This is a genomic window from Aeromonas sp. QDB68, assembly GCF_027707405.1.
GTDB classification, from domain to species: domain Bacteria; phylum Pseudomonadota; class Gammaproteobacteria; order Enterobacterales; family Aeromonadaceae; genus Aeromonas; species Aeromonas caviae.
On record NZ_JAPCIQ010000018.1, the window covers coordinates 1 to 13792 of the forward strand.

A 13792-nucleotide genomic window follows, 5' to 3' on the forward strand; every position below is an offset into this window, starting at 1 on the left:
TGTAAGCGTAGCGATACGTTGAGCTAACCCATACTAATTACCCGTGAGGCTTAACCATACAACACCCAAGAAGTGTTCAGAGACTTGTAGCAGATACCGAGAACGAATAACTAAATCAGCTTTTTCAGATTGAAGATTTTGCCTGGCGGCAATAGCGCAGTGGAACCACCTGACCCCATGCCGAACTCAGAAGTGAAACGCTGTAGCGCCGATGGTAGTGTGGCATTCGCCATGCGAGAGTAGGACACTGCCAGGCACCCAATACAAGAAACCCCGCTCACTCGAGCGGGGTTTTTTATTGCCTGAAATTCAGCACTCACTGGAGGGCAAGCGGGCACTATGGTGCTGTTCGTCGTTCACTTGTTGCCTGCCTGTACCGGAAAAAGTTGCGGCTGCTCTGGCCGCATTGAACCCACATGTTGGCTCTCTCCGTTTTCATCATTTCTAGCGTAATAACCCAGTCGAAGCCGTTCTGTCTAAACCCGCCGCCCGCGCTGCGATTGGGGTTGTATCTGAATCATAACTCGGTAGAGTAAGGGGCATTCCGGGTTTGCCCGTGCCATGGTCTCGGTTTCTTTTTCTGGTATGGGACTCTCCGCCTGTTTTCATTCACCTTCACTCAGTGGTACCGATATGGAACAAGTAAACAAGTCAACCTTCAACGATGTGCTGGAATATGTGCGTATGTCCCGTCGTCAGAACAAGCTCAAGCGTGAAATCGCGGACAACGAGAAAAAGATCCGTGACAACCAGAAGCGGGTACTGTTGCTCGACAACCTGAGTGACTATATCAAGCCCGGTATGAGCATTGACGAGGTTCAGGCCATCATCGCCAACATGCGGACCGATTATGAAGAGCGCGTAGATGACCATATCATCAAAAATGCCGAGCTTTCCAAGGAGCGCAAGGAGCTGAGTACCAAGCTGAAGAGCATGAGCACCAGCAAATAATCCCGCCCCGCTCTCGTCAACACCGGCCTCTGGCCGGTGTTTCATTTTCATGCCGCAGCTCGGATCTCTTGCCGCGTTGCAACAATCGGCTCCCATTTTCACAATCGCCCTGTTAACATCGCTGCAAAGCGGTCAATAGATTTCAAGCCCTTGACTTGAAACGACTAAGCTTGATTGAAAGACAATAAATTGCGCAACCATGGTGGGGCTGATATGGGCGCATCAAAACAGACGGATTCAAATAAAGTGGCATCTCAGGATTCATCCGTACCTAACGCGGACGGACAACAACAGCGTAAACGCCGACCTTGGTGGCGCTGGTTGTTCTGTTTTATCTTCTTGCTTTGCCTGGCTGCCGTGATCGCCCTGGTGGGTTATGAAATGAAGACCTCCCGACTGCAGTCACAGGAGATCTCCCTCTATGCGGCCACCCTGACCTATCAGCTCGAACCCGGCCCCAGCAAGCAGATAGCCTTCCCCGACGACGGCCCGTTCGACAAGCGACTCGGTTATGTGCTGATGCCCATGATCCAGGAACGTCTCGTTCAGCGTGGCTACCAGGTGAGCGAGCAGGTCCGTTTTTCCGATGCGCTCTACAACTACGCCAGCCACGGTTTCTTCGTGCCTTATACCGAGAAGGTCCAGGCAGGATTGACACTCTATGACTGCCGTGCTGAGCCTTTCTACCAGTACAAGTATCCGACTCATTACTATCCGGATTTCAATGCCATACCGCCCTTGGTCATCCAGTCTCTGCTGTTTATCGAGAACCGTGACCTCCTGAGCAACAAGGAACCGCTGGCCAACCCGGCCGTAGACTGGCCGCGCTTTGCCAAGGCGGCGCTGTCTCAGGTGGGCAAGGCGCTGGATATGCAGGATCAATCTGCTGGCGGCAGCACCCTGGCGACCCAGGTGGAAAAGTATCGTCATTCTCCCGATGGACTGACCGTTTCGCCGACCGAGAAGATCCGCCAGATGGTCTCGGCCAGCGTTCGTGCCTATCGGCTGGGGCCCGAGACCCTGGAGGCCCGCAAGCTGGTTGCCTGGGCCTACCTCAACTCGGTCCCGCTCTCTGCGGCGCCCGGTTATGGCGAGGTGCACGGTCTCGGTGATGGCCTCTGGGTCTGGTTTGGCGCCAATGTCGATGAGGTGAATCGACTGCTGGATCCCGCTCGCAACCAGGATTCTACCCTGGCCGAGCAGGGCCTTGCCTTGCGCCAGGTTGTCTCTCTGATGATCGCCCACCGCCGTCCTTCCTATTACCTGGCGCAGGGGAGAGAGGCACTGTCTACCCTGACAGACAGCTATCTGCGACTCTTCGTGCAGGAGGGAATGATCACCCCCCCCCTGATGGAGTCGGCTCTCAAGGCCAAGCTGGTCTTCCGCGATTTCCTGCAGGCACCTGCCATCACTCGAGTCAACAACAACAAGGGGCTGCAGGTGGCTCGCACTCGTCTCAGTCGTCAGCTCGGGGTGCAGCTTTATGACCTGGATCGCATGGATCTGATGGCCAACACCACCCTCAATATGCCGCTGCAGAACGAGGTGTCACGGTATCTGCAGCAACTGGCAGACCCTGCATTCGCAGCCCAGGTGGGCCTGTTCGGTGAGCGCCTGCTCTCGCCGGAGAAGACGGGTGATGTGAAGTACAGCTTTACCCTGTTCGAGAAGACGCCGGAAGGGGTCAAGGTGAGGGTGCAGACCGACAACACGGACCAGCCGTTCGATATCAACGAGGGCAGCAAGCTTGAACTGGGATCCACCGCCAAGTTGCGGGTGCTGACCACCTATCTCGAGATTGTCACCGAGTTGCATGACAGCTACGGCAATATGCCGGTGGAGAGCCTGCGAAAGATCGAAGTGTCCGATCAGGACAACATCAGCCGCTGGGCCATCGCCTATCTGATGAGTGCCAAGGACAGAAGCCTGCCGGTGATGCTGGAGGCCGCACTGGACCGCAAGTATTCCGCAAGTCCCTATGAAGGCTTCTTTACCGGCGGTGGCATGCACACCTTCAACAACTTCCGCAAGGAAGACAACGGTCGCATCCCGCCCATTCGCGATGCGCTGCGGGAATCCATCAACCTGCCCTTCGTGCGCTTGATGCGGGACATCGTCCGCTACAGCCTCTACAAGGAGGGCAATCGTGCCCAGTTGTTGAAAGATGACAGGGATCCGCGCCGTACCGAGTACCTGGCCAAGTTTGCTGACAAGGAGGGCCAGACCTACCTGCTGAGGTTCTGGCGCAAATATCGTGGCAAGAGTGCAGAAGAGCAGCTCGATACCTTCCTCGATGGTCTCAAACCCAGCGCGGTGCGTCTCGCCGCCGTGCATCGCTATCTGATGCCGGAAGCCTCCCAGGCCGACTTTGCCGCTTTCCTGGCCAAGCGCCTGCCGCGGGAGAAATTGACCGAGAAGCGCATCGAGCAGCTCTATACCAATTACGGCCCTGGCAAATATTCTCTGCCGGATCAAGGTTATATCGCACGGGTGCATCCACTTGAGCTGTGGTTGCTTGCCTATCTCAAGGAGTTTGACAAGGCCACCTTTACCGATGCGGTAACCGCCAGCCGTGACGAGCGTCAGGAGGTCTACAGCTGGCTGTTCAAGACCCGTCATCGCAGTGCCCGGGATAGCCGGATCCGCACCATGCTGGAGGTTGAGGCCTTCCTCGACATCCATCAGCGCTGGGCTCGCCTGGGCTACCCGTTCGATCACCTGGTTCCGTCCCTGGCGACCGCACTGGGCAGCTCGGGCGATCGTCCTGCAGCGTTGGCCGAGCTGATGGGGATCATCCAGAACGGCGGCATTCGTGCACCGACTTTGCGCATCGAGCACCTCTCCTTTGCCAAGGGGACCCCCTTCGCCACCGTCTTTGAGCCGGCGAACACCCAGGGGGAGCGGGTGATGCCTGCCGAGGTGGCCAACGCCTTGCGCAATGCACTCTCCAAGGTGGTGGAAGGGGGGACGGCGCGGCGTATCGCCGGGGCCTTCGCCTTGCAGGATGGTACTGTCCTGGCCCTGGGGGGCAAGACGGGGACCGGGGACAACCGGATCGAGACGGTTGGTCGCTACGGCAATGTGACCAGTTCACTGGCTCGCAACCGGACTGCGACTTTCGTCTTCTACATCGGGGATGATCACTTCGGCACGCTGACGGCCTATGTACCCGGCAGCCAGTCCGACAAGTTCCGCTTCACGTCGGCGCTGCCTGTACAGGTGCTCAAGGGGATGGCCCCCCTGCTGGTACCCTATCTGCAACCCGCTACTCACACCCAGTGCATGGCGGGCAGCTGAGCGGACATCGCATGAAAAAACGGGGCCATTTCGGCCCCGTTTGATTGTGTACTGCACGCCGCCATGAGGTGGACGTGAGTCATCACTTACAACAGATCTTCAATTTCACCGCGCAGGTACTGGTACATCTCGCGATAGGCTACCGGCGGCTTGTTCAGCTCCCGCTCCTTGTTGGCGGTGCGGATCAACTGGCGCAGCTTCTGGCGATCCAGCTCGTGGAACTGGGACATCAGCTCGTTAAGGGCGCTGTCACCTTCGGTGATCAGCCGCTCACGCCACTGTTCGAGGCGGTGCAGGCGGGCGTTCACGGTGGAGTGACGCATCTTGATGATGGAGAGGGCCTCTTCGATGGGGGCGACATCGCGGCTACGCATCAGACGGCCGATGAACTGGAGATGGCGGCGGAAGGACTCATCCTTCTTCGGCTTGAGCTTGCGGCCCAGCTCGACCGCTTCGGCAAGCTCTTCATCCAGGGGGATCTTCTCCAGCTCGCTGTGACTCAGGGAGACGATCTCTTCCCCCATCTTCTGCAATGCCTCGGCATCACGCTTGAGTTGGCTCTTGCTAGGGCCCCAGTCTTCCCACTCGTTGTCGTCTTGATATTGACTCATCGGTCTCTGTATTCCTGTCATTCACGTTTGGCGGATATGTTACCAGCTTCTCCCGCTGGGCGCAGGGGTCTGATATGCTTAGCCCCTTTCCTTCCCTTCATACAGATGTGAGTTATGGACCAGCAAGATCAAATCCGCCAGGATCAATCCCATCTCGAGGCCGTGGTCGCCGAGGCCCTTGAGATAGCGAAAGGGCTGGGCGCCGGGCTTGCCGAAGTCTCCATCAGCAAACAGACCGGCCTCTCGGTGAACACCCGGGGCTGCGAGCTGGAAAGCATCGAATTCAACAAGGATGGCGCACTCGGCATCGCCGTCTATCGCGACGGTTGCAAGGGGTCCTCCTCCACCACGGATCTGACCAAGCCGGCCATTCGCGCCGCCGTGGAAGCGGCCATGGAGATCGCCCGCCACACCTCTCCCGATGACTGCGCCGGTCTTGCGGATGCGGATCTGCTGGCCTGGGATGCCCCGGACCTGCAACTGTGCCACCAAATCGAGCTGGATCCCCAGCGTGGCATCGCGCTGGCCATCGAGTGCGAGCGGCTGGCCTTGGGACGGGATGCCCGCATCAAGCACTCCGATGGAGCCAGTTTCTCCAGCCACCTGGGCGTCAAGGTTTATGGCAACAGCCACGGCTTCGTCAAAGGCTATGCTGCATCGCGCAACTCCCTGAGCTGCGTACTGATCGGCGAGCAGGGTGGCGACATGCAGCGCGACTACGGCTACTCCTCCAGCCGCTCCCTGGACGGGCTGTGGAGCCCCCAGCGCATCGCTGACGAGGCGGTGGAGCGCACTGTTTCCCGCCTGGGGGCTCGCAAGATCAGCACCCGCCATGCCCCTGTGCTATTCCACCCCGATACCGCTGCCGGTCTGTGGGGCCATCTGGTGATGGCCATCAGTGGGGGGAACCTCTATCGCAAGTCGAGCTTCCTGCTGGACAAACTGGGCAAGCAGATCCTGCCCGAGTGGCTCACCATCCAGGAGTTCCCCCACTTGCCGGGAGGACTTGCCAGCACCCCGTTCGACGGGGAAGGGGTTCGCACCCGCGACATGGACATCATCCGCAACGGCGAGCTGATGAGCTGGCTGCTCACCTCCTACTCCGCCCGCAAACTGGGCCTGACCACCACGGGCCACGCTGGGGGCATCCATAACTGGCAGGTCTCCAATACCGGCCAGGACTTCCAGGGCATGCTCAAGGAGATGGGTACCGGGCTGCTGGTGACCGAGCTGATGGGGCAGGGGGTCAACATCGTCAATGGTGATTACTCCCGCGGCGCAGCCGGTTTCTGGGTTGAAAATGGCGAGATCCTCTATCCTGTGGAGGAGATCACCATTGCAGGCAATCTAGCCGACATGTTCAGCCATATCGTGGCGGTGGGCAGTGATGAGGATGAGCGTTCCAGCCTCAAGACCGGCTCCGTACTGGTCGAGCAGATGAAACTGGCGGGGCACTGATCCCCTCCGTCCGATCTGGACTATGGTGTCTAGTCCTGAGATAGGTCTACACATTTTCAGCTAGCTTTTAGCACTCAGAACCCCCGATGCGTCACATCAGGGGTTCTGTATTTCAATGCCTGATGCGGTTGCTCCAGGTTATAAGTATCCACTGCCTTTCGCACTTTTCCCCGCCTGCGCCAGCCTCTGCAGGCTTTGCAGCAGTGACTCTCTTTTCAAGATCTCAGTGCATTTTGGTGACAGTTATGAGTATCTGTCATCAAGCATTTGACCCCGTGTTGTTCATGCAATGACTGATACAACCCCGAACAATACTGCACCTGGTGGTCCGAATGATGAATAAGCTCTCCGTGGTCACGTTGTTGCTTCAGTGTTTTCTCGATCACCATCGACTCGGCATTCATCTCTTAGTTGCCACTATTTTGCGTGAGAAGGTGTGCGTCACCTAGCTCAGGTAGAGCGGCCCTGAGTGTCATAACGCGTCTGCGTCTGTTTATAGGTGAGCTTGCCTTCTTCAATCTGCTCGACCAGGGCCAGTTTAAAAATCAGAGTAATTGTGTTGTGTTCGTTTACGCCCTGTCCCATCGAGATCTCCATCTATTCGGAGGAGAAGATGCAAACCATATTCAGGCAGATGCGCCGATCAGACGTCGGCCAGCTGCAATGCCTGGCGGTAGTACTCGTTGGCCTTGTTGGTCAGGCGGCGCTTGTCCATCACCTGGCCGAGGGCGTGGTAGAGGGCGGCATCAGGCGCCTTCGCCACTTCCTGCTCCAGCAGCCGCTGGGCGTCGTCCAGCTGACCGGCCAGCAGGCAGACCCGGGCCAGCGCCGCTTCGGCGCCCGGTTGATCCTGGATCTTTCTGAGCAGGGTCAGCATGGGCTGGTAGTCGTCCAGTTTGAGCTTGGGCAGACGGGCGAACAGCTCGGGGGAGGGATCCTTGCGCAGGGCCTCCAGCCAGAGATCGGCGGCTTCGGCATCGGCCCCCAATCGGCGCAGGCGATCCCCGTAACTGGCCAGCAGCACGGGATCCTGGCGCTGTTTGCGGGGCAGACCCTGCCAGACCGTGCGCAGGGTGTCGAGGGAGCCGCTGGCGGCCTCCAGACGACCGCACCACGCCTGGTGCAGCAGGGTCTCTTCCTGCTGAGCGGTCAGCTTGCCCACCTTGCGCAGGGCAGGGGCGAGATCGATGAGGGCCGCCCAGTCTTCACGGGCCAGATACACCTGACGCAGCTGATCCAGCACCATGGGGTGGCGCGGGTTGAGGGCATAGATGGACTCGAGGCGACCGAGGGCGCTGTCGTACTGGCCCTGCTCAATCTGCAACTGGGTCTGGATCAGGGTCAGTGCCAGCTCTGCCTTGGGGTTCTCTTCCTGAGCTTTCTGCAGGTAGTGATCCCGGCGCACGTCATCGCCCCGGGCCTGGGCCACCCGGGCGGCGCTCAGGTAGTTGAGCAGCGGGGTGTCGCTGTTGTCTGCGCCCTTGATGAGGAGCTTCTCGGCCTGGTTGTAGTGCCCCTCGGCCATGGCCAGGGTGGCATTGACGGTTTGCAGGTTGGCCTTGCGGCGGCGGTGCGAGCCGAACCAGCCCTGGGTCTTGCGGCGCAGGCCGAACAGGCGGGCCAGCACCCATTCCACGATGAGCAGGGCACCGTAGAACAGCACCGCCAGGATCACCGCGCTGGTGACCGAGGATTCCACCGTGTAGTTGCCCAGCGAGATGAGCACATAGCCCTTGTTGCCGGAGGCTTCGGGACCGAAGATGAGGCCCGCCACCATCACGGCGACTATGACGATCAGACGAATCATGGTCTCCTCCTCAGTTGCCGGCCAGGATGCGTTGCAGGCGTTCGGTCAGCACCTGTTCCAGCATGGTCTGGGTCTTGAACTGATCCGGGTAGTCAAACTGGATCTGCTCGCCTTTGAGCTTGTCGAGCTCGGACTGCATGTACTGGGTGGCGCTGTTGTCGGCATCGAAATACTGGGTCAGCCAGCGCTGGGCCTTCTCCAGGCTGTCGACATAGAGGGACTGCTGTTCGCGATAGACGGCGAGCTGGGCCTGCAGCAGCTTGGTCTTGAGGTTCTCTCGCAGGAAGATCTCCTGCTGCGGGGAGAGCAGGGCTTCCACGGCGCCATCGCGGCGACGGATGGTAATGAAGTTTTCGGTGAACTTGACCCAGTTCTTCTTCAGGTTGCTCTGCCACTCGTCCGGGTTGGTGCTGACGGTCTGGTCGGGCTCGCTCTTGGCTTCCGGCATGCTGACGGTGGAGAGGGGCAGCAGCTCGATCTGGTCCGAGAGGGCGGCCAGCTTCAGGGTCAACCCCTCGCGATCGACCCGCGGCATCCCCTTGAGCTTGGCGATGTCTTCCGCCAGCGCCTTGCGAATGGGCATCAGGCTGGGGTCGTTGAGCGCCTTGATGCGCTCGTCGGCGTTGCCGAGCAATGTGATGGCGGAGACGATGTCGTGTTCGAGCCACAGCTTGCGGCCCGCCATGCGCACCAGGTATTCGGATTCGGCCAGCATCCAGTCATTGGGGCGCTTGTCGTCCAGATCCAGCACCTTGGTCTGCAAGGCGTCCAGAGCCTCCTGCAACTGCTGCTGGCTCTTGCCGAGGGCACCGATCTGTTCGGCATCCTTGCTGCTGCCCTGATCAATTCTGGTCATGGCGTCGGCCAGTTGCTGCTTGAGGGCTACCAGTTCGGCCTGCTGGGCAACGGCGTTCTGGTGTCCGTGCACATAGAGACCACCGGCCAGCCCCAGGGCCAGCAGGATGGCGATGCCGCCAAGCACGGTGCCAGAGCTGCCCTTCTTGCTCCCTGTCGTTCCGGGCGCGGGCTTGTTGTTGTCGGCCACGGTGGCCGCGGCACTCGGCTGGACTTCTTGCTGTTCAGTCATTCCATCTTCCTCAGTTCCAGGGCGGCCACCAGAGCCTGGTTGGATGCACCTTGGGCAATCACGATACGGGTAAAACCAGCCCCTTCTGCCATCTCGGCCACCCGGGGACTGGGCACCACCAGCAGGCGGTCATAAAGCCAGGGGTGCTGCGGGCCGGGCACCAGGGCCAGCAACCGCTGCAACAGTTCGCCACTGGTGATGAGCAGGCTGTCGAGCCCGGCTGCCTGCCAGTGGCGGGTCAATGCGTCCCCGTCAAGATCGGGGTAGTGGCGCTCATAGGTGGCACAATAGTGCACCAGTGCGCCCCGTGAGGCCAGCGTCCGGGCGATGAGATCCCGCCCGTCGTTGCCGCGCAGGATCAGCACCCGGCGGCCACTCACCCCTTGCAGTGCCGGCAGGGCCAGCAGCCCTTCGCTGCGGGGATCGGCCGGGCACAGGGCCTGGATGCCAACCTCGGCAAAGGCATCCGCACTCGCCTGGCCGACTGCAAAGTAATCAATATGTGGCCAGGTCTGACCAGTTTGCAACAGAAAATAATGTGCAAAATGAACGGCATGCATGCTGACGGCGATAACGAGGTCCGCCTCTTGCAGCATGTCACCCAGGTGAGGGAGGTCGCATCCCGGCCGGGTTTCCAGCAACGGACAGCAGAGCGGTGCATGACCCAGCTGGTGCAGCATCTGCACCAGCTGGTTGGCCTGGGCGGCCGGGCGCACCACCAGGGGGACCATCAGGGGGCGCTCCGGGCAGATGACAGCGAACCTGGCTGTGCTGCACTCATGCCCGGTAGACCTCGGCCAGGATAACGTCGGCACCGGCGGCCAGCAGGCGCTGGGCCAGGGTGTGGCCCAGTGCCTCGCCCTCTGCCAGGGGGCCGCGGATCTCGTCGCGAATGACGCGGGCACCGTCCGGGCTGCCCACCAGGCCGCGCAGCCATACCTCTTCTCCCTGTACCAGGGCGTAGGCCCCGATAGGCACCTGACAGCCCCCTTGCAGGGCGCGGTTCATGGCGCGCTCGGTCAGCACCCGGATGCGGGTTTCGGCGTGCTCGAGCGGCGCCAGCAGGGCGTGCAGCTCGTGATCGTCGAGGTGGCATTCGATGCCGACCGCCCCCTGACCGTTGGCGGGCAGGCTCTGCTCGGGCTCGATGAGGGCGGCAATGCGATGGGTCATCTCCAGTCGTTTCAGGCCGGCGGCGGCCAGGATGATGGCGTCGTACTCACCGGCATCCAGCTTGGCGAGGCGGGTGTTGACGTTGCCCCTCAGGTCGCGGATCACGAGATCAGGGCGGGCAGCGCGCAGCTGGCACTGACGGCGCAGGCTGGAGGTGCCGACCACGGCCCCTTGAGGCAGCTCGCCTATCTGGTTGAAATGATTGGAAACAAAGGCATCACGCGGGTCTTCGCGCTCACAGATGGTGTGCAGGCCGAGTCCGTCGGGGAACTCCACAGGTACGTCTTTCATGGAGTGGACAGCGATGTCGGCACGCCCTTCCAGCATGGCAGTCTCCAGCTCCTTGACGAACAACCCCTTGCCGCCGACCTTGGCAAGGGGGGTGTCGAGGATCTTGTCACCCTGGGTGCTCATGGGCACCAGTTCGACCTGCAGATCCGGATGGAGTGCCTCCAGCCGATCTTTCACAAAATTGGCCTGCCACAGGGCCAGTGGACTCTTTCGAGTGGCAATTCTCAGGGTTCGGGCTGCCATATCAATCAGTTGTTTCATCTTTTGAGAGGAAAACGATCTTACCACCCTTTGCAGGGGCTTTCATGGCGCAGCCCGCAAAAGCGGGGCCAAGCTCAAAAACAGGGGCTGAAAATTATTTTCATTCAGCCAATAATTGATTTTAAGTTATTGAAAGTCAGCAACTTTATTGCTTTCCTCTGATACCGTTACGAACGGGGTCAGAAATAATCCGGTGATTGTGTGCGGGCTTGTTTACCACTGCTGTTTGCATTGTTAACATGATCACACTTTTTTGACGTCTCCCCGTTTTGGTGCGTCATTTCTCTTCCCCATAGGTAGGGCATTGCTGGTTAAACTCGACACGCTGGTGGCGCGCTACGACGAACTCAATCGTCTCAAGACGCAACGAGCGCTGGATCTCATGAGTCGCTACGGGCAGCAGGTTTTCCACTTGTTGCCTGTCATGCTGCACTTCAATCACCCCCTGTTGCCCGGTTATGTGGCAGGGGATGTGCCTCATGGTATCTGGAGTTTTGTCGCCAACGAGGCCCAGCAGGCCTTCATCCAGGATCTCTGCCAGAACGCCAACTGCCAGGGCGGTCTCAGTACCCACGACAAGTCCATCCAGGGCCTCTACTCCATGGGGAGCACCTCCTCCATCGGGCAGTGCTGCCACTCGGATCTCGACATCTGGGTCTGTCACGTGGCCGGTCTGTCGAGCGAGCGCCTCGCCCTGCTGGAACAGAAGTGCCAGCACCTCTCCATGTGGGCGGAGCAGCGGGGGGTCGATCTCAACTTCTTCCTGATCCCCGAAGACAAGTTCCGTCAGCGCAACGATGCCCAGATGCAGGGGGAGAGCTGCGGCAGCGCCCAGCACCTGCTGCTGCTCGACGAGTTCTACCGCAGCGCCATGCACATCGCCGGCAAGCGGCTGCTCTGGTATCTGGTGCCTGCCGAATATGACGATCACTACGACGACTACGTCAACGGCCTGTTTGCCCACGGCAAGTTGAGCCAGGATGACTGGCTCGATCTGGGGGGCTTTGATCGCATTCCTGCCGAGGAGTATTTCGGCTCCGCCCTGTGGCAGCTCTACAAGGGGATCGACTCCCCCTACAAGGCGGTGCTCAAGTCGGTGCTGATGGAGGCCTACTCCCACGAGTATCCCAACACCCGGCTGCTGTCGGTGACCAGTCGCGACTGGTTCCAGCACAACGAGGGGATGCACTACCGCCTCGACAACTACTGTCTGATGCTGGACAAGGTGACCAACTACCTCAAGTCCATCGGCGACATGCAGCGCCTCGATCTGGTGCGTCGCTGCTTCTATCTGAAGGTGTGCGACGGGCTGAGCCATCCCAAGGAAGATCACTCCCCGGACTGGCGCCGGGAGCAGATGGCCCAGCTGGTAGCCTACTGGGGCTGGAGTCCGGAGCGCCTTTACCACCTTGATCACCGCCAGGAGTGGAAGGTCGAGGACGTCAAGGTGGCCTACGCCGAGTTGCTGGAGGCCCTGATGCAGAGCTACCGCAATCTCATCCAGTTCGCCCGGCGCAACAACATCAGCGAGTCCATCAACCCGGAAGACATCGGCATCCTGTCGCGCAAGCTCTATGCCGCATTCGAGAGCCTGCCGGGCAAGGTGCAGCGCATCAACCTCAAGATTGCACCGGATCTCGGCGAGCCGGATCTCAGCCTGGTACAGGTGCCCCACGGCCGCCTGAATCGCGCAGGCTGGTATCTCTACAAGCATTCCCTCGAACCCGCCGACATCATTGGCCGGGCGCCGCTCGAATATAACGGCTACATCAGCAAGCTGGTGGCCTGGGCCTATTTCAACGGCCTGCTGACGCCCCAGTCCCGGGTACACCTGTTCAACCAGGGCTCGGATCTGCACATCGACAACCTGCATCAGTTCTGTCGCGATCTCTCCGGGACCTTCCCGGTCAAGTATCCCCGCGCGACCAACCTGGCCCTGAGCCGGCCGTGCGAGATCCGCCAGCTCTCCATCTTCCTGAACCTGGAGACGGACCCGTCCAGCCACTGGGTGGGGCAGGTGATCGAGTTCGATGCCAACGCCGCGGACGTCTTCTCGTTCGGTCGCAACCAGGAGTGTCTGGTGGGATCCGTGGATCTCGTCTATCGCAACTCCTGGAGCGAGATCCGCACCCTGCACTTCGAGGGAGAGGAAGCCGTGGTGGACGCCCTCACCACCATCCTCGGCAAGATGCACCAGGACGCCGCGGCCCCCGAGATGATCGAGGTGTTCTGCTACAGCCAGCACTTCCGCTCCCTGGTGCGCACCCGCTTCCAGCAGCTTGTGGCTGAATGCATCGAGTTGCGTCTGGCCCGGGACAAGCAGCAGCTGGTCAAGACGCTGGCGCTCGGCAAGGAGAAGTACGGCATCTTCTTCGAGCGGCGCGGGGTGTCGGTCAAGAAGCTGGAAAACGCCATCGACTTCTACCGCCACATCTCCCACAACAAGCTGGATCACCTGCCGCTGCGCCTCGACAAGACTCACAGCCAGCACCTGCCCGGTATCGTCGACGCCTACGCCAGCGAAGGGCTGGTGCAGTTCTTCTTCGATACCCGGGATGCAGGCACCAACATCTATATCCTGGACGAGGCGAATCGGGTGGAGATCTACCAGCACTTCGCCGGCAACAAGGACGAACTGGTACAGGGGGTGAACCGGTTCTACACCTCGGGTCACGAGCGATTCAGCAATGCGGGTCAGTTCAGCAACTTCAACCTGCCCCAGTACTACGAAATCGTGCAGGTGGGTGACAAACTCGATGTGATCCCCTACCGCAGCCAGAGCCCGCAGCGGGACACCCCAGGAGCTGCGCGGGAAGTAGGATGATGCGCTGATAACAGCACCGGCAAGATGGCAAA

The 13792-nt window shown here is 60.1% G+C and carries 10 protein-coding genes, 1 rRNA gene and 1 pseudogene; 5 read left to right on the plus strand and 7 right to left on the minus strand.

Translation table 11 applies throughout. The annotated features are described in order from the left end of the window. Nucleotides 1–141 precede the first annotated feature (141 nt). From rrf to PG892_RS07990, 3 genes are all read left to right on the plus strand, one after another. A 5S ribosomal RNA gene (rrf, locus tag PG892_RS07980) occupies nucleotides 142–256 on the plus strand. 377 nt (nucleotides 257–633) lie between these two features. After that, on the plus strand, nucleotides 634–951 hold the full coding sequence (tmaR, locus tag PG892_RS07985; RefSeq protein WP_010672687.1) for a PTS system regulator TmaR: 318 nt from the start codon (nucleotides 634–636) through the stop codon (nucleotides 949–951). A gap of 213 nt (nucleotides 952–1164) precedes the next feature. Beyond that, a complete protein-coding gene (locus PG892_RS07990; protein WP_223915389.1) occupies nucleotides 1165–4248 on the plus strand; it encodes a transglycosylase domain-containing protein in 3084 nt (1027 codons plus the stop codon). Between the two features lie 86 nt (nucleotides 4249–4334). Here PG892_RS07990 and yjgA read toward each other — a convergent pair whose 3' ends face one another. Further along, a complete protein-coding gene (gene yjgA / locus PG892_RS07995) occupies nucleotides 4335–4859 on the minus strand; it encodes a ribosome biogenesis factor YjgA (protein ID WP_010672689.1) in 525 nt (174 codons plus the stop codon). 114 nt (nucleotides 4860–4973) lie between these two features. Here yjgA and pmbA point away from each other — a divergent pair, with 114 nt between their 5' ends. Then, a complete protein-coding gene (gene pmbA / locus PG892_RS08000) occupies nucleotides 4974–6317 on the plus strand; it encodes a metalloprotease PmbA (RefSeq protein WP_223915388.1) in 1344 nt (447 codons plus the stop codon). 74 nt (nucleotides 6318–6391) lie between these two features. Here pmbA and PG892_RS08005 read toward each other — a convergent pair. From PG892_RS08005 to hemC, 6 genes and pseudogenes are all read right to left on the minus strand, one after another. Next, nucleotides 6392–6786 (minus strand): annotated as a pseudogene (locus PG892_RS08005) (integrase core domain-containing protein); the annotation flags it as partial. Further along, entirely contained in the window at nucleotides 6768–6902 is a 135-nt protein-coding gene (locus tag PG892_RS08010) for a hypothetical protein (protein WP_010672691.1), read from the minus strand. The gene PG892_RS08010 and the pseudogene PG892_RS08005, both read right to left, overlap by 19 nt. Nucleotides 6903–6960: 58 nt before the next feature. Then, the gene (locus tag PG892_RS08015; RefSeq protein ID WP_257707173.1) at nucleotides 6961–8124 is read right to left on the minus strand and encodes a heme biosynthesis HemY N-terminal domain-containing protein; all 1164 of its coding nucleotides are present in this window, start codon (nucleotides 8122–8124) and stop codon (nucleotides 6961–6963) included. Nucleotides 8125–8134: 10 nt separating this feature from the next. Further along, nucleotides 8135–9211, minus strand: a complete 1077-nt coding sequence (locus PG892_RS08020) for a uroporphyrinogen-III C-methyltransferase (RefSeq protein WP_039039811.1) — start codon at nucleotides 9209–9211, stop codon at nucleotides 8135–8137. Next, entirely contained in the window at nucleotides 9208–9942 is a 735-nt protein-coding gene (locus tag PG892_RS08025) for a uroporphyrinogen-III synthase (RefSeq protein WP_257707174.1), read from the minus strand. The genes PG892_RS08020 and PG892_RS08025 overlap by 4 nt, the downstream gene beginning before the upstream one ends. Before the next feature lie 46 nt (nucleotides 9943–9988). Next, a complete protein-coding gene (hemC, locus tag PG892_RS08030; protein ID WP_270825315.1) occupies nucleotides 9989–10918 on the minus strand; it encodes a hydroxymethylbilane synthase in 930 nt (309 codons plus the stop codon). 322 nt (nucleotides 10919–11240) lie between these two features. Here hemC and PG892_RS08035 point away from each other — a divergent pair, with 322 nt between their 5' ends. Then, nucleotides 11241–13760: a class I adenylate cyclase gene (locus PG892_RS08035; RefSeq protein WP_042879398.1), complete on the plus strand. Its 2520-nt coding sequence runs from the start codon at nucleotides 11241–11243 to the stop codon at nucleotides 13758–13760. The last annotated feature ends 32 nt before the right edge of the window (nucleotides 13761–13792 follow it).

Coding starts and splice junctions, on each gene's coding strand:
- PG892_RS07990 (WP_223915389.1), top strand. CDS start 1,165: ATGGGCGCATCAAAACAGACGGATTCAAATAAAGTGGCATCTCAGGAT.
- hemC (WP_270825315.1), bottom strand. CDS start 10,918: ATGGCAGCCCGAACCCTGAGAATTGCCACTCGAAAGAGTCCACTGGCC.
- PG892_RS08010 (WP_010672691.1), bottom strand. CDS start 6,902: ATGGGACAGGGCGTAAACGAACACAACACAATTACTCTGATTTTTAAA.
- tmaR (WP_010672687.1), top strand. CDS start 634: ATGGAACAAGTAAACAAGTCAACCTTCAACGATGTGCTGGAATATGTG.
- PG892_RS08025 (WP_257707174.1), bottom strand. CDS start 9,942: ATGGTCCCCCTGGTGGTGCGCCCGGCCGCCCAGGCCAACCAGCTGGTG.
- pmbA (WP_223915388.1), top strand. CDS start 4,974: ATGGACCAGCAAGATCAAATCCGCCAGGATCAATCCCATCTCGAGGCC.
- PG892_RS08020 (WP_039039811.1), bottom strand. CDS start 9,211: ATGACTGAACAGCAAGAAGTCCAGCCGAGTGCCGCGGCCACCGTGGCC.
- PG892_RS08015 (WP_257707173.1), bottom strand. CDS start 8,124: ATGATTCGTCTGATCGTCATAGTCGCCGTGATGGTGGCGGGCCTCATC.
- yjgA (WP_010672689.1), bottom strand. CDS start 4,859: ATGAGTCAATATCAAGACGACAACGAGTGGGAAGACTGGGGCCCTAGC.